Consider the following 14380-nt stretch of genomic DNA (forward strand, 5'->3'; position numbering starts at 1 on the left):
GTATCGCCTCCTACTACTCTATTACCTTTTTGGCGAATAGTTAAGCGTACTAAATAGTTCTTCCAGCTCGACTTTCGTTAAATCACGCCATTCACCGACCGTCAGTCCATCCACATGAATGTTCATGATCCGAATACGTTGTAAACTTTTGACTTCGTATCCCAGTGCAGTACACATGCGACGAATTTGACGGTTCAGTCCCTGTGTCAACGTGATTTTAAACATATGAGAAGAGAGTTTTTCTACGTTACAAGGTAATGTTTTCGTATCTAAAATTTCTACGCCTTCAGACATTTCTTTAACAAAGTCTTGCGTGACTGGTTTGTCCACTTTAATGATATATTCTTTCTCATGCTCGTTTTCGGCACGCAAAATTTCATTTACAATATCTCCGTCGTTGGTTAGTAAAATCAATCCATGCGAATCTTTATCCAGTCGCCCGATATGAAAAATACGTAAAGGATGATTGACGAAATCCACGATATTCCCTTTAATATGGCGTTCGGTTGTGCTGGTAATGCCTACTGGTTTATTCAGTGCAATATAGACATAAGGATCTTCGTGTTTGACCGGTTTCCCGTCTGCACGGACATCGTCTCCAGGTTCCACTTTGCTGCCAAGTTCAGCTTTTTGTCCATTAATTGTGATGCGTCCGTCTTCAATCCATTTATCGGCACCGCGTCTTGAGACAATGCCGGCTTCACTTAAAAATTTATTTATGCGCATATCATCACCTGCTTCATTTAGTACGTTAATTATACCCCATATTCTATACCTATATGATTCACGTAGGAAAAATCGAGGGTGACGTAGGAATTATCGGGGGTCACGTAGGAGAAATCGAAGGTGACGTAGGAAAAAATGGAGTTCACGTAGGAAACATCGCGAATCTGGCAATGTCGCACAGGTAGTACTATCCAATAGAAAAGGTTCTATGATACCCTTTACCCAAGAGAAAACGATGAAAGGAGTGTTTTGATTGAAAGAAGGGATGATTGATACGTCCGTTGAACTGCAAGAGTTGCTCTCCATACGCCACAGTATTAAAACGTATAATAAAGACTCTTATTTGTTCCGAGAAGGCGACCCCATCAAAGGGATTTACTTCATACGAACCGGAAAAGTTCAAATTGGCAAAGTCACACCTGAGGGTCGTGAATTGACTCTTAGGATTTGTGGACGTAATCAGTTCGTCGGGGAATTCACGCTCTTTGCTGAGTCAGCCAAATATATGCTGGATGCCAAGGTTATTGAAGAAGTGGAATGTATCAAAATAAGTGTTGAGGATCTGGAAGAAGAGCTGACCCATAATGCCAAACTTGCTGTTTCCTTTATGAAGTGGATGGGCATCAATCACCAAAAAACACAGACCAAATTCCGTGATCTTCTGTTACATGGAAAAAAAGGAGCGCTCTATTCAACATTGATCAGAATGACGAATAGCTATGGCGTTCCTAACGAAAAGGGCATCTTAATTGATATGACCCTCACCAATCAGGAACTTGCAAATTTTTGCGGCATGACACGTGAAGTGGTAAACAGGCTACTAAGTGACTTGAAAAAACAAAACAAACTTTCCATGGTAGATGGAAAGATATTGATACACGATTTGGACTTTCTAAAAGATGAAATCAATTGTGAAAACTGCCCGATTGCTTTCTGTAAAATTGATTAATGAAGTGATTTACCTCCTAGGTAAGTCGCTTTTTTTGTGGGGAAAATTTGGTGATGCCGATTAAAATCCAGTTGATGCCGATTAAACTCAGCTGGATGCCGATTAAACCACCTTCTATGCCGATTAAACAGAGGATCATGCCGATTAATTCTCCCCGATCCATCTTCTGAAAATCTCTACTGAGCAGATTGTGTTAGCAAAATTAAATTTCCCTCCATATTGAGAGCACGAAATTTTAAATGTTCCCTCAAAAAGAGCCACAAAACAAAATTTTGTGGAATAAACGTGTCAATAAATGTAATTCAATATAAAATCAAAAAAACAATGAGTTGGGAAGTGATTTAATGATAATGAAGAATCGTTCTGATTCTTTAAAGTTGGCAGGTATTGAAGCGGCCATTCGTAGATTGCCACAGGGACATACTAGGCGAGAATATTTAATGCAACAGCAGAAACAAATCAATGCAGGTATTATCGGGGAGGAAGTGTTAAACAAACTTTTTAACCGTGTAAAATTTAACTTTGATTATTTTATATTTCATGACCTTCATTTAAAATCTTCCGCGACATTTCAAATTGATACATTATTTCTGTCGCCGTATTATGCCATAATCCTGGAAATGAAAAATATATCAGGACACATAAAGATACGCCAAAACCACCCCCAAATGGAAAGAACTCTAGTTACTGGTCAGACTGATTATTTTAAAAATCCTGTTGGTCAAATAATGGAGATTACAGATGTATTTGAGGATTTTCTAAATATGAATGGAGTGAGCTTGCCACTTTATCGTGCGATTGTGTTTAAGGATGCAAATCGTTCTCTTCAATTTGATGAGGTGACTATTCCAATCTTTGGTCCACAAGAATTGCCTCACTTTATTCGAACATTACCTCGTGAACTTTGCAAGCTTAGCCCACTAGAGCTGTCCGATTTAGTGGATGTATTATTAAGTAATCACCGTGAATACATACCCTTACCCATCGTTCAGCATTTCTTTATCGAATCAAAAGATATTATGCCTGGAGTGTTATGCAATATATGCCAAGCTCTTACAGTTGAAAAAAGGTTTAGAGAATGGAGATGCCGGAGTTGTGGCATGGTTACTAAAACGGCACATTATGAAGCTCTAAGGGATTATGCCTTGGTTTTAAGTAACAAGATTAATAATCGTGAATTTCGCCGATTCTTAAAAATACAAAATCCGAGAGAAGCATCTGACATTATAAGAAGGATGAAACTCAATAAAACGGGATCCAAAAAAACGAGAGAGTACTTGCTAGAATATCAAAATATGAGACCACAAAAATGACCCATGGATCCCTTCAGACTTAGTGAAGGGATTTTTATATTGAAAAAATTGGGCGATGCCGAATAAATCTGGTTTGATGCCGATTAAACTCCCGTTGATGCCGATTAAAAAGAACTTGATGCCGATTAAATTCAGCTGCATGCCGATTAAACAGAGCTGCATGCCGATTAAATTAACATTAGCATCAATATCTAGCCCCTCACCGACGAATTCTAATTTTGACAAATTAACGACACTCGTGGTAAATACCCCGCCAACTGTGATGTATGTCACAGTACCAGACTCATCAATGGCTTACGCTGAAGATACAATATAGAAACGCAAAGAGGTGAATGAGATTGAGTAAAAAAGGTCAATCGTCAGATTTAAATTTAAAAGGAACTTTAATCAGTGTATTTTCAGTCGGGGTCATTATTCTCGTCATGTGGTTTGTTGTTTATTTCATGTATGTAGCAAGATGAAAGGAGTAGATTTATATGCATTTTCATAAATATGAAAAGATTTGGCTCGTCTTTGGTTTAGTCTCACTAATCTTATTTTTAAGTATAGTCGGCGTAAGTGCATTCTCTCACGGCCACACACCTTCGGGAGGAATGGATACAATTGATCCTAAAAAAGTAAACGAAACAGCACCATTTGATAAGCCTGGTGTTACACAGCTCGATGATGATACGTATCAAGTAGCAATTGTGGCATTGGCGTTCGGGTATAATGCACCAGAACTGAAAGTACCTGCAGGAAAAGAAATTATTTTTAAAGTAACAAGTACGGACGTTGTTCACAGTTTTACGATTGATAATACAAAAGTAAATATGATGGTGGTTCCAGGGCAGATTACAACAAAATCATATACCTTCGATAAACCAGGTAAATATTTAATTCTTTGTAATGAATACTGCGGTGCTGGACATCACTTGATGTCTACAGAAATAGAGGTGTATTAAAAATGATTGCTGCACAAGATCGAAAGTTAGCTTTATGGAATATCGGAGTAGCATATATCGCTTTTCTTATTGGGACATTATGCGGGTTGCTGCAGGTTTTTATAAGAAATGATGCACTTCAATTACCAAGTTGGCTAGATTATTATCAAATATTAACTGCTCATGGCGTATTGCTTGCACTTATATTTACGACTTATTTTATTTTTGGTTTCTTTATTACGGGTATGAGTAAAAGTCTAGGAAGTTTCGGTCCAAAAGTTCGTCTCTTTTCTTGGATAGGCTTTTGGGTAACAACATTAGGAACATTAATGGCGACAGTGATGATTGTTTCTGGGGAAGCTTCAGTTCTCTATACTTTCTATGCGCCGTTGAAAGCTAGTGGTTGGTATTATGTAGGATTGGCTTTGTTTGTAGTAGGTACATGGATTAGTAGCTTTGCATTGGTAGGTCATTATCTTGTATGGCGTAAAAAACATAAAGGTCAATTAAGTCCATTATTTGCTTTCATGACCATCACGACAATTATCCTGTGGATCATCGCTTGTTTAGGTGTGGTAGCTACTGTACTATTCCAGTACATTCCTTGGGCGTTTGGTTTGGTGGACACAATTAACGTGGAGCTAAGCCGCTCTTTATTCTGGTATTTCGGTCATCCGCTCGTGTATTTCTGGTTATTGCCAGCATATATGGCTTGGTATGTGATCGTTCCAAAATTAATCGGTACAAAAGTTTTCAGTGATTCATTAGCACGGTTGTCATTTGTTTTATTTATTCTCTTTTCAATTCCGGTGGGCTTCCACCATCAATTAACAGAACCGGGAATCTCGAATTTCTGGAAGTTCCTTCAGGTCGTGCTGACATTCATGGTCATCATTCCATCATTAATGACTGCGTTCTCTATGTTTGCAACCTTCGAAATTTCTGGCCGTAAAAAGGGAGCAAAAGGGTTATTCGGCTGGTTCACGAAACTTCCTTGGAAAGACGTTCGCTTTACATCCATTTTTGTAGCGATGGCATTCTTCATTCCTGGTGGAGCGGGCGGGATCATTAACGCGAGTTTCCAATTAAACGAAATCGTCCATAACACACTATGGATTGTCGGACATTTCCATATCACTGTCGGAACACCGGTAGCAATGACGTTCATGGGACTGACGTTCTGGTTGATTCCATATTTAACAGGTCGTAAATTTTCTAAGTCCATGCAAAAACTAGGATTTATCCAAATTATTACGTGGACGATTGGTATGCTCTTAATGTCAACATCGCAGCATCTGCTAGGACTTCTCGGAGCACCAAGACGTACGGCATATTCTAGTTACAATAACCATCCTTCCGCATTGGAATGGTTTGACGGAATACTGACGAATCATGTAACGATGGCAATCGGAGGAAGCATTTTGTTCCTTTCAGCCATGATCCTAATTTATATCGTCGTGATGTCACTATTTTTATCACCAAAAGCTGTACGTGCCGAGGATTTTGTTGAATTTCCAATGGCAGAAAGTGACGTTCAAAACACACCGAAATTTCTTGAAAACTGGTGGATTTGGATTGGTATTGCATTCGTCCTTATCATTATTGCCTATGCCATTCCTTTAACAGGAATGATTCACCATGCACCTCCTGGCTCAGAAGGATTCAAAACATGGTAGGAGTTGAGTGAAATGGTCTTAATGCTGATCTGTTTCTTTGTCGTCATCACCTTGGTAGTAGGCATGCTGGTTGAAATTAACACGATGGAAGATTAATTGAAAGAAAAAGCATGCGGTGAGAATTTTCACTGCATGCTTTTTTTAGTATTGATTTTATTGAGTTCATCTAAAAAAGCGGTTCGCTTAGGGAATTTTGATTTTAAGGTTTCAATCAACAAATTAGTGTCATCATTACCAAATAAACTTCTATATATTTTGATTTCCCGACAAACCTGGCGATACTTCGGACGGGCGGAGGCACTTTCTGCTTGGTTGTGTAACCATTGACCATACAATACTTTCGTTTCAGTTGGGAATTCAGCATTCAACCACTGAGCGTGTTGTTGAATAGCGTGCAAATTATCCCTACAGTAGTCAAGCATACGTTCATACAAACACTCTTGTTTTAAAATGAAAACGTAAGTAGAATCTATTCTCTTATTGCTCAATATGGATAGGAGGTTTTCTAAAACATCTTGCCAGTCATCAGAGGGATACAACTGTTTAAAGTCATTAAATAATTCAATATTGCCACTCCTCACAAGTTGAAAAGCAAGGGATTTTTGATTAGGAACGTCGTTAAGTAATTTATATATTTTGTATTGATGAATCCGCCATTGATTGACCAATCCAGGGTATTCAGCATGCTCACGTTCACCTGCAACAGCAATGTTCATAGCTTCATCCAAATCTTTCAGAACCAATGCTCTTTCGATGGCCAGTTCCTTTATCGCATTTAAATACAAATTTTCTTTCAGAAAACTTTCGATAGCTTGCTCATCTTTTTTTGTTGATAATAAGTCAAACTGTAGAATTTTTAACTGACTGAATTCAAATCTGGTCATGAAATCGAGTTCTGATTGCAAAGGAAGTTCAAGCATTTTCAAATGCTGTTCCATTATGTTGTACAGTTTTTCATCTTCACATAGCAGCATAGCAACTCTGAGCAAAGTGAATTTCCAGTCTGACCAATCTGCATATATCTTATTTTCAGACGCTTTAAGAATTTGAGTGAACATAGAGTTTTTTTCTTTGCTTGTCCAAGAGAAAACCCCACATGAAACAGCGAAATTAATTTTAGCAAGTATTTGTTGAATCAGTTCACCGAAATTACCTGATGAATCATCTGAGAACTGTAATGCCTTTACAACTGGCTGTAAAGTTTGAAGACCTGTCATAACAGCCATCTGGTAACGGTTCGTGTCTATATATATGTCCATTAATTTTACAACAGATTCTGCACCGTGGAGTGCATTGAAAGATTGATGGTAATCAATGAAACCTCGATGTTTTGCGGAAGTTATAGAAGATTGAACAAGCATACCGGATTGTCTTAACTCATTTTTATCCAAAATATCATTGTAAATAAGTTTTGAACGAACCGCGGTATTTGTAGGATTAACCTGTGACCGTGAAGAATGACTATCAAGTATTTTCAAGCATACCGCTACTTGATGTTTACAAAAATTTTCTAGAGCATGTGGACAATCACATTGAGAGAAAACAATTTCATAATTATTATTCAGTTCTATAAATACTAAATATTTTTCAGAGCCTACAACTGTTGCGGAATAAGTGTAAGCATTATCTTGTTTTAAATTTTGGACAAAACCATTTTGAAAATAATCTTCGCCCCGTTTAAATATACGGGAAGGAATGAACTGCTTAAAGTTTGAAAGATTCATTATCAATCACCTCCAATATAGAACAACCATAAACGATAGATTAGTATTTGTTAACGATTCTTTTAAAATTTTAGTAGAATATTAGTTGTAATTTTCCGTGTAATCTGACAATATAAGAGGTACGGACTTCTTAATTTTGTATGTATGATAGATTATGTAAACGCATACATATAAAGAGTCGGTCAATTAAAGGGGGAACTTAAAAATGGTATATGCATTTCCAAACACTGAGGGTTCAATCGTAACTTTTAAAGAGAAGTATGATAATTATATTAATGGTGAGTGGACAGCTCCGGTAAATGGTCAATATTTTGATAACTTGACTCCTGTCACAGGTCAAAACTTCACACAGATCGCTCGTTCAACTTCTGAAGATATTGAACTTGCGCTTGATGCAGCTCATGCAGCAAAAGATGCTTGGGGAAAAACGTCTGTTGCTGAACGTGCTAATATCTTAAACAAAATCGCGGATCGCATGGAAGAAAATCTAGAAATGCTTGCTGTAGCAGAAACTTGGGACAACGGGAAAGCCGTTCGTGAAACTTTAAACGCTGACTTACCACTTGCGATTGATCATTTCCGTTACTTCGCAGGAGCAATTCGCGCGCAAGAAGGATCTTTAAGCCAAATTGATGACGATACAGTCGCTTATCATTTCCATGAGCCAATCGGTGTTGTTGGGCAAATCATTCCTTGGAACTTCCCATTGTTAATGGCAGTTTGGAAGCTTGCACCGGCACTTGCTGCAGGTAACTGTGTAGTCTTGAAACCAGCTGAGCAAACGCCAGCTAGTATTCTAGTATTTGCTGAACTTGTGGGCGACTTATTACCACCAGGTGTTATGAATATCGTAAACGGTTTCGGTTTGGAAGCTGGTAAACCACTTGCATCGAATCCACGTATCGGCAAAGTTGCTTTCACTGGTGAAACAACTACAGGCCGCATGATCATGCAATACGCATCACAAAACTTGATTCCAGTTACGTTGGAACTTGGCGGTAAATCACCGAACATTTTCTTTGAAGATATTATGGACCATGACGATGCGTTTCTTGATAAAGCAGTAGAAGGCTTTGTATTATTCGCATTGAACCAAGGAGAAGTATGTACATGTCCTTCACGTGCATTAATTCAAGAATCAATCTACGATAAGTTCATGGAAAAAGTATTGGCTCGTGTTGAAGCAATCAAGACAGGTAACCCACTAGATCCAAACACAATGATGGGTGCACAAGCTTCAAATGAACAATTAGAAAAAATCTTGTCTTACTTGGATATCGGGAAACAAGAAGGCGCTGAATGCTTAATCGGTGGAGAGCGTAATAACATTGAAGGCGATTTCGCTGGCGGATACTATGTGAAGCCAACTGTCTTCAAAGGAAATAACAAAATGCGTATTTTCCAAGAAGAAATCTTCGGGCCGGTTGTTTCTGTTACAACGTTCAAAACACAAGAAGAGGCACTTGAAATTGCCAACGATACATTATACGGTCTAGGTGCTGGTGTATGGTCTCGTAACATGAACACTGCATACCGTTTCGGTCGTGCGATTCAAGCGGGCCGTGTTTGGACAAACTGTTACCATGCATACCCAGCTCACGCTGCATTCGGTGGTTACAAAATGTCAGGTATCGGTCGCGAAAACCACTTGATGATGTTAAACCATTACCAACAAACGAAAAACTTGCTAGTTAGCTACAACGAAAACAAATTAGGATTCTTTTGATTGAAAGGAGAATGACCAATGATTGAACGTGTCATCGCAACGGACGCTACGCTTGAACTGATCGACTTATTGAAAAGCAAGCATGGTCCTGTTATGTTCCACCAATCGGGAGGTTGCTGTGACGGGTCTGCACCGATGTGCTACCCGGAAGGTGACTTAATAATAGGGGATCAAGATGTGCTGCTCGGTTCAATCGGCGACAGTCCTTTCTATATGCATAAAAGCCAATACGACTACTGGAAACACACACAGTTAATTATTGATGTGGTAGATGGTCGAGGTGGCATGTTTTCACTCGAAGGCGTGGAAGGGAAAAGGTTTCTAACTAGATCCCGTGCTTTCACTGCTGAAGAGAATAAAGAAATACAAGCAAGTTCAAATCAATAGCTTTGAATCCGTTATGTTTCAAGTGCAAACTTGGAGCATAACGGTTTTTTTATGAGTAAACTTGGGTGGAAGGGCATAAACCGCTGTTGAAGCGGAAAAACGAGGTTTGGAGGGAAATAAAGTCACTCCCAATGGGAATAACCCCCTCATGTAAGGAACAAATCAAGTTGAAAGGGAATAAATGCAACCCAAGGAATAAAGGGTTTTCAAGACGTATGTAGAAGAGGTATCAAATAGAATAAACATACTTCACCAGAAACTAACAACTAAAAGGAGTGAATTGAAGTGGGCTACTTTTTCTTGGCAATTTTAATAGGAGTCATCATTTGGACACTGTGGAGACTAGGGACGAAACGTAGATTGCCCCTAAATCATTACAAGCCATTTGACGACGCCATAGAAGGAACTAAAGATGATATGAAAGCGTCATCACTTCATGATACAAAGCATGAAACAGAGTACGAAGAAACCACTTCGAAAAAAGAGGATTAATAGTTGATTCTCGTCTAGGTTTTTCATTAAATCCACTGAAACGAAAGAAGGTATAGCATGCTGTTCAGAAGAAAAATGTACACCATCAAACCAGAAATGCTGGAGACGTTTAATCACTTTTTTCACACTTACTTATTGCCGAATCAATTGACGCATGGTGCACGTTTAATCGGTCGTTGGGTCAACACGGATAAAACGGAAATTATGGCAATGTGGGGTTACCGAGATATGGAAGACTTTGAGCGTGTGGATCAAGCGATTCGTGCTTCTGAACTCCATGAAACGGCACAAACTTTTCGAAAAACTTTGCCAGCATTATTTGAGACAAGCACTGAAGATTTTATGGAGTGGACAGGTGACTATTCAATTTCGCGATTTGTTGTGGCTGTCTCAGGCTTCATTCAAAATGAAGCGGGAGAAGTACTTTTGGTTCGAAATGGACATAGATCCGATACATATGAAATGCCAGGCGGACGTGTAGAACCGGGTGAGAGTTTGCAACAAGCGGTGGCGCGGGAAGTGTTTGAAGAAACGGGAATCCATGCGGAAATCGGGAACATACTAGGCGTTTATCAAAATGTCACAAGCGGAGTCTTTTGTATCGTTTATGGAGGAAAGGCGATAGAAGGGAAACCTACACCTCAACCCGGTGAAACGATCGACGTACAGTTTGTTGAATTGAATGAAACGAATGTCAGCGACTGGATCACAAGAGAGCATTTCGCAACACGTGTCCATAATGCCATGAAACCAGGAAATGTCGCATACGAATCGTACGAAACAAAACCATATCGATTACTTGAACGAGTGGAAAGTTAACGGATGAAAATAAATCATCTTCTGTTTTCCGTGAATGACTTGGACAGTTCTATCCGATTTTATAAGGAAGTGTTCGGAGCCAAGTTATTGTTGAAAGGACGAAAGACAGCCTATTTTGACTTGGATGGATTGTGGTTGGCTCTAAATGAGGAAACTGACATTCCGCGAAATGAAATAAAGGAATCCTACACACATATGGCTTTCACAATTACCGAGGAAGAATATGAAGCAAAGCTAGTCAGGCTTAACCATTTGAATGTGTCGATTTTGCCTGGCAGAGAGCGGGATGAGCGGGATAAAAAATCCATTTACTTTGAAGACTTAGATGGCCATAAGTTTGAATTTCACACGGGCACGATGCGGGATAGACTGCAATATTACAAAGATAAGAAAGAACATGTGGAGTTTTTTGGCTAAGTTTTTAAAAAAATAAAAATCATGTCAAAAACAGACGTTCTACTTAATAAAGAAGACGTCTGTTTTGTTTATGCTTCAAGAGGATTTCACTTCATTAATAGAATTAATTCTCGCGATAGCACGGAGGCAAATTGCCTTCTTCACTATGCACAGACAAACTTCCTCGTTCAACTGTATAAGATATAGAATAAATACCTTCTCCAACATTTTGACTCCAAAGCCAACGTTCTGTAAAGGTAACCAGATAAATTTCCTTTCCGATTTCCTTAGCATTACTTTCTCGAGTCACTTGATAACCATTAATCGTGCCTTCCCACTGCCCAACTTCTCTAGGAAAATCATCGATAACCGTTCCTTCTCCAGAAGTTGCAAATTCTATCGCATCTTCTTTTGTAAAAGGTGGCATAGGTGGAGAAATAACATGAAAATATGCCCAGAATATCAGAAGGGAAGTAATGGGAATGAAGAAAAAGAGTTTAAGGCTTTTACTTTCTGTCATTCTTCTATAGAGCAATTTGTCTATCACCGCATATAACAAAGCAGCTAGCACTCCGACTATAGCCATTTGTAATTCTTGAAAAAATATTTGGTTCGCTAAACCGAAAAAACCGAGAATCAACACATAAAGCCAATCGTGTCGCTTAAACCATTTGCGTTGTAAATACTCAATTCCGACAGAAACCAAATTCCCGTATATGAGAATGATAACCCCAATGTACATAAAGAAAATAAGAAACCAACCAATGAATTGATCTCCTTGGTTGTAAGTGATTTCTTCTCTTCCTATTAGGTTGAGAGAAGCCAGCAACAACGAGAAAATGATTGTAGTGACAGACGTTGTAATTAACTTTCTGAAAATAAGGCTTCCAATTTCGTTATGCATAGACTTCTCCTAACTGCCAATAGTTTTTGCTATTCAAATAAATACTTAATAACGCCAGGCACTCGCTTTCTGAAAAAGGAATAGCTATGCTCTTCATCATCAAGAATATCAAATTTAACGTTTGGGGTTTTTACTTTTAATATTTCATAAATTCGCTGATTAGAGTCTAAAAAACCTTTGCTTATTCTTTCATTTTCATGCGCTTCTTTCGTTCCACAATCCATGTAAAACTTCTCAATTGAAGACAAATCCGTTTTTCTCAAGAGCTTCTCTATTTCTTCCTGATTACGCCAACAGGCAGAGGAAATAGTTGCGACTTTTGTGAATACATGTGAATAACGAGCAGCGGCATATGTGGAAATTAATCCGCCTAGTGAAATCCCAGCAATACTTGTCGAGTCTTCCAAAGTTCGATAAGTTCGATCTATGTAAGGCTTAAGTTCATGGACAATAAAGTCAACATAAGCGGCACCTTTGCCTCCAGTTGTACTGACCTGACCACTTAAATTCTTGCTATACTCACCATCTACCCAAGGACAGTACTCGTTTTTGCGTTCGTCCCCAACAATATTGGTATCTATCCCAACCACGATGATTTCTAATTTATGTTCATCCAAGTAATTTTTTAAATCTAGTGAAATACCTTTAATAGCCTCTTCATCCAGAAAGACATTTTGTCCATCATGCATATAAAGGACGGGGTAACGCTTCGTTTCTTCCGCGTAATTGACAGGCGTATAGACGCGAATAGTCCGATCATGGTTGAATGCGGAAATACGGAAATTGAATTTTTCTAACATGATTATTCTCAGCCCTTCTTTTTAAAGCTTCTTAATTAATTTCATATGACAACGCTCTACTCAGAATGTCTGCATAAACTTCATGCCAATCTTCACAATGCAGGGGTACTTCAAAAGGCTGGATAAAAATCCTTTGAGCAGATTCGAAAATGGCATCAAACGGAAGTATACGAGTAATATCCATTCGATACATGACTTGATATCCGATTAATGGATAGGGACTATTGCTATTCCAAGATGGGTTTTCACTGTGGTTGACTTCGACATATCCAAGATACGTGCAATCTCCCTCAACACACGCTTCCTCCATCACTTCACGTTTCACACATTCAAGTGGTGATTCATTTTGTTCAATATGTCCACCAGGAAAATTCCATCCGCGGTTTTTTATATCCACTAACAGCAATTTTTCTTGATGAAAGCAAATAGCATGAACACTTGTTATTAATTCAGGTTGAGGCAGTTTGTAAGATGATGTCCAGGTTAATTTTATTCGAGACTTCCCCCAGTTTACATAGGTTGTTGTCATGTTAAAGTCCTCCTTTACTAGAGAATGTATTAAAAAACATTTAATCCTTATGGTATTCGTCATTTAAAAATCAAATGCCTTCTTTTACCATATTAAAGGGGATTAATATCTTTTAGAGAGGTGAGTGGTCATGAAAAAACTAACAAAATGAGAAGAGAAATGTATAAATCAAAAATACGCAGAGATAATTCTCAGTATTTTTTCGTAAAAAAAAAACACCGCTAAATGCGATGCTAATTTGTTATCATTTTTAGATTATTTTACATCTTTATTAAGGTTCTCTTTAAAAACTCTCTTGTGCGTTCTTGTGTTGGATGATTGAAAATTTGCTCAGGTGTTCCTTCTTCACAAATAACGCCTTTGTCCATAAATACGACACGGTCAGCAACTTCCTTTGCAAATTCCATTTCATGCGTGACGATTAACATCGTAAGACCTGTTTCAGCAAGTTCCTTCATTACTTTAAGAACTTCCCCAACCATCTCAGGATCGAGAGCCGATGTGGGTTCATCAAACAGCATGACGTCAGGTTCCATTGAAAGTGCACGTGCGATCGCTACACGCTGCTTCTGTCCGCCAGACAAGTGGCTTGGTTTAGCGTTGATATATCGATCCATCCCAACGACTTTCAGGTATTTCATTGCAATTTTTTCCGCTTCTTCCTTTGAGCGCTTCAAAACTTTTACTTGTCCAATTACGCAATTGTTGATGACGTTATGATTGTTGAATAGGTTGAATTGCTGGAAGACCATTCCGAGTTTTGTTCGGTAAGCATGGATATCATGCTTGTTATCCAAAATGTTTTCTTTTTTATATATGATTTGGCCGCCGCTCGGTTTTTCCAATAGATTAATGCAGCGCAAAAGAGTGGACTTCCCGGATCCTGAAGAACCAATGACGCAGACCACTTCTCCTTTGTTCACCGAGAAATCAATGTCACGCAAAACTTGATGTGTTCCAAAAGATTTGCTTAGATGTTGTATATCAATAACTGCTTCCATTTGATCTTCTCCTTT

18 protein-coding genes are annotated in these 14380 nt (G+C 38.6%); 10 read left to right on the forward strand and 8 right to left on the reverse strand.

Annotated features, from left to right (window positions below; all coding sequences use genetic code 11):
• Positions 1-21 precede the first annotated feature (21 nt).
• Entirely contained in the window at positions 22-726 is a 705-nt protein-coding gene (gene rluF / locus ACQKEV_RS00670; protein ID WP_427442396.1) for a 23S rRNA pseudouridine(2604) synthase RluF, read from the reverse strand.
• A 253-nt stretch (positions 727-979) separates the two neighbouring features.
• On the opposite strand from rluF, the gene ACQKEV_RS00675 reads away from it, so the two are divergent.
• Complete coding sequence (locus ACQKEV_RS00675) at positions 980-1675, forward strand: Crp/Fnr family transcriptional regulator (protein WP_427442400.1); 696 nt, start codon at positions 980-982, stop codon at positions 1673-1675.
• 16 nt (positions 1676-1691) lie between these two features.
• Here the strand turns inward: ACQKEV_RS00675 and ACQKEV_RS00680 are convergent, their stop codons facing one another.
• Positions 1692-1838, reverse strand: a complete 147-nt coding sequence (locus tag ACQKEV_RS00680; RefSeq protein ID WP_427442402.1) for a hypothetical protein — start codon at positions 1836-1838, stop codon at positions 1692-1694.
• Positions 1839-2019: 181 nt separating this feature from the next.
• Here ACQKEV_RS00680 and ACQKEV_RS00685 point away from each other — a divergent pair, with 181 nt between their 5' ends.
• Positions 2020-2988 carry an NERD domain-containing protein gene (locus tag ACQKEV_RS00685; protein ID WP_427457658.1) on the forward strand — a complete coding sequence of 323 codons (969 nt, stop codon included), beginning with the start codon at positions 2020-2022 and terminating at the stop codon, positions 2986-2988.
• On the opposite strand, the gene ACQKEV_RS00690 is transcribed toward ACQKEV_RS00685, so the two are convergent.
• Positions 2956-3261 (reverse strand): hypothetical protein, encoded by a 306-nt coding sequence (locus ACQKEV_RS00690; RefSeq protein WP_427442405.1) that lies wholly within the window; start codon positions 3259-3261, stop codon positions 2956-2958. The two genes, ACQKEV_RS00685 and ACQKEV_RS00690, sit on opposite strands and share 33 nt — an antisense overlap.
• A gap of 59 nt (positions 3262-3320) precedes the next feature.
• On the opposite strand from ACQKEV_RS00690, the gene ACQKEV_RS00695 reads away from it, so the two are divergent.
• The 3 genes from ACQKEV_RS00695 to ACQKEV_RS00705 are packed head-to-tail and all read left to right on the forward strand — an operon-like array spanning position 3321 to position 5587.
• Positions 3321-3449 carry a cytochrome C oxidase subunit II gene (locus ACQKEV_RS00695; protein WP_427442406.1) on the forward strand — a complete coding sequence of 43 codons (129 nt, stop codon included), beginning with the start codon at positions 3321-3323 and terminating at the stop codon, positions 3447-3449.
• A 15-nt stretch (positions 3450-3464) separates the two neighbouring features.
• Positions 3465-3932, forward strand: a complete 468-nt coding sequence (locus tag ACQKEV_RS00700; protein ID WP_269926839.1) for a cytochrome c oxidase subunit II — start codon at positions 3465-3467, stop codon at positions 3930-3932.
• Positions 3933-3934: 2 nt separating this feature from the next.
• Positions 3935-5587, forward strand: a complete 1653-nt coding sequence (locus ACQKEV_RS00705; RefSeq protein ID WP_427442408.1) for a b(o/a)3-type cytochrome-c oxidase subunit 1 — start codon at positions 3935-3937, stop codon at positions 5585-5587.
• Positions 5588-5712: 125 nt separating this feature from the next.
• Here ACQKEV_RS00705 and ACQKEV_RS00710 read toward each other — a convergent pair whose 3' ends face one another.
• Positions 5713-7311 (reverse strand): SWIM zinc finger family protein, encoded by a 1599-nt coding sequence (locus tag ACQKEV_RS00710; RefSeq protein ID WP_427442410.1) that lies wholly within the window; start codon positions 7309-7311, stop codon positions 5713-5715.
• A gap of 205 nt (positions 7312-7516) precedes the next feature.
• Between ACQKEV_RS00710 and adh the strand changes: the two genes are divergently transcribed.
• From adh to fosB, 5 genes are all read left to right on the forward strand, one after another.
• On the forward strand, positions 7517-9037 hold the full coding sequence (gene adh, locus ACQKEV_RS00715; RefSeq protein WP_269926837.1) for an aldehyde dehydrogenase: 1521 nt from the start codon (positions 7517-7519) through the stop codon (positions 9035-9037).
• Positions 9038-9055: 18 nt separating this feature from the next.
• Positions 9056-9424: a DUF779 domain-containing protein gene (locus ACQKEV_RS00720; RefSeq protein WP_427442412.1), complete on the forward strand. Its 369-nt coding sequence runs from the start codon at positions 9056-9058 to the stop codon at positions 9422-9424.
• Between the two features lie 285 nt (positions 9425-9709).
• Complete coding sequence (locus ACQKEV_RS00725; RefSeq protein WP_427442414.1) at positions 9710-9916, forward strand: hypothetical protein; 207 nt, start codon at positions 9710-9712, stop codon at positions 9914-9916.
• Between the two features lie 57 nt (positions 9917-9973).
• Positions 9974-10735, forward strand: a complete 762-nt coding sequence (locus ACQKEV_RS00730; RefSeq protein WP_427442416.1) for an NUDIX domain-containing protein — start codon at positions 9974-9976, stop codon at positions 10733-10735.
• A gap of 3 nt (positions 10736-10738) precedes the next feature.
• Positions 10739-11152, forward strand: coding sequence for a metallothiol transferase FosB (gene fosB, locus ACQKEV_RS00735; RefSeq protein WP_427442417.1), 414 nt, complete (start codon positions 10739-10741; stop codon positions 11150-11152).
• Positions 11153-11255: 103 nt separating this feature from the next.
• Here fosB and ACQKEV_RS00740 read toward each other — a convergent pair whose 3' ends face one another.
• The 4 genes from ACQKEV_RS00740 to ACQKEV_RS00755 form a co-directional block, all read right to left on the reverse strand.
• Entirely contained in the window at positions 11256-12035 is a 780-nt protein-coding gene (locus tag ACQKEV_RS00740; RefSeq protein ID WP_427442419.1) for a hypothetical protein, read from the reverse strand.
• Positions 12036-12064: 29 nt separating this feature from the next.
• Complete coding sequence (locus ACQKEV_RS00745) at positions 12065-12835, reverse strand: alpha/beta hydrolase (protein ID WP_427442420.1); 771 nt, start codon at positions 12833-12835, stop codon at positions 12065-12067.
• 31 nt (positions 12836-12866) lie between these two features.
• Positions 12867-13364, reverse strand: a complete 498-nt coding sequence (locus tag ACQKEV_RS00750) for an NUDIX domain-containing protein (RefSeq protein WP_427442422.1) — start codon at positions 13362-13364, stop codon at positions 12867-12869.
• A 260-nt stretch (positions 13365-13624) separates the two neighbouring features.
• Positions 13625-14365, reverse strand: coding sequence for an amino acid ABC transporter ATP-binding protein (locus ACQKEV_RS00755; RefSeq protein WP_427442424.1), 741 nt, complete (start codon positions 14363-14365; stop codon positions 13625-13627).
• Positions 14366-14380: the final 15 nt, after the last annotated feature.

Origin of the sequence: Paenisporosarcina sp. NPDC076907 (assembly GCF_050269735.1) — a bacterium.
GTDB lineage: Bacteria > Bacillota > Bacilli > Bacillales_A > Planococcaceae > Paenisporosarcina.

Bases quoted from the DNA above. Each gene is read 5' to 3' on its own strand.
- ACQKEV_RS00695 (WP_427442406.1), top strand. From the start codon at position 3,321: ATGAGATTGAGTAAAAAAGGTCAATCGTCAGATTTAAATTTAAAAGGA.
- fosB (WP_427442417.1), top strand. From the start codon at position 10,739: ATGAAAATAAATCATCTTCTGTTTTCCGTGAATGACTTGGACAGTTCT.
- ACQKEV_RS00750 (WP_427442422.1), bottom strand. From the start codon at position 13,364: ATGACAACAACCTATGTAAACTGGGGGAAGTCTCGAATAAAATTAACC.
- adh (WP_269926837.1), top strand. From the start codon at position 7,517: ATGGTATATGCATTTCCAAACACTGAGGGTTCAATCGTAACTTTTAAA.
- ACQKEV_RS00710 (WP_427442410.1), bottom strand. From the start codon at position 7,311: ATGAATCTTTCAAACTTTAAGCAGTTCATTCCTTCCCGTATATTTAAA.
- ACQKEV_RS00745 (WP_427442420.1), bottom strand. From the start codon at position 12,835: ATGTTAGAAAAATTCAATTTCCGTATTTCCGCATTCAACCATGATCGG.
- ACQKEV_RS00755 (WP_427442424.1), bottom strand. From the start codon at position 14,365: ATGGAAGCAGTTATTGATATACAACATCTAAGCAAATCTTTTGGAACA.
- ACQKEV_RS00680 (WP_427442402.1), bottom strand. From the start codon at position 1,838: ATGGATCGGGGAGAATTAATCGGCATGATCCTCTGTTTAATCGGCATA.
- ACQKEV_RS00740 (WP_427442419.1), bottom strand. From the start codon at position 12,035: ATGCATAACGAAATTGGAAGCCTTATTTTCAGAAAGTTAATTACAACG.
- rluF (WP_427442396.1), bottom strand. From the start codon at position 726: ATGCGCATAAATAAATTTTTAAGTGAAGCCGGCATTGTCTCAAGACGC.
- ACQKEV_RS00720 (WP_427442412.1), top strand. From the start codon at position 9,056: ATGATTGAACGTGTCATCGCAACGGACGCTACGCTTGAACTGATCGAC.
- ACQKEV_RS00730 (WP_427442416.1), top strand. From the start codon at position 9,974: ATGCTGTTCAGAAGAAAAATGTACACCATCAAACCAGAAATGCTGGAG.
- ACQKEV_RS00685 (WP_427457658.1), top strand. From the start codon at position 2,020: ATGATAATGAAGAATCGTTCTGATTCTTTAAAGTTGGCAGGTATTGAA.
- ACQKEV_RS00705 (WP_427442408.1), top strand. From the start codon at position 3,935: ATGATTGCTGCACAAGATCGAAAGTTAGCTTTATGGAATATCGGAGTA.
- ACQKEV_RS00700 (WP_269926839.1), top strand. From the start codon at position 3,465: ATGCATTTTCATAAATATGAAAAGATTTGGCTCGTCTTTGGTTTAGTC.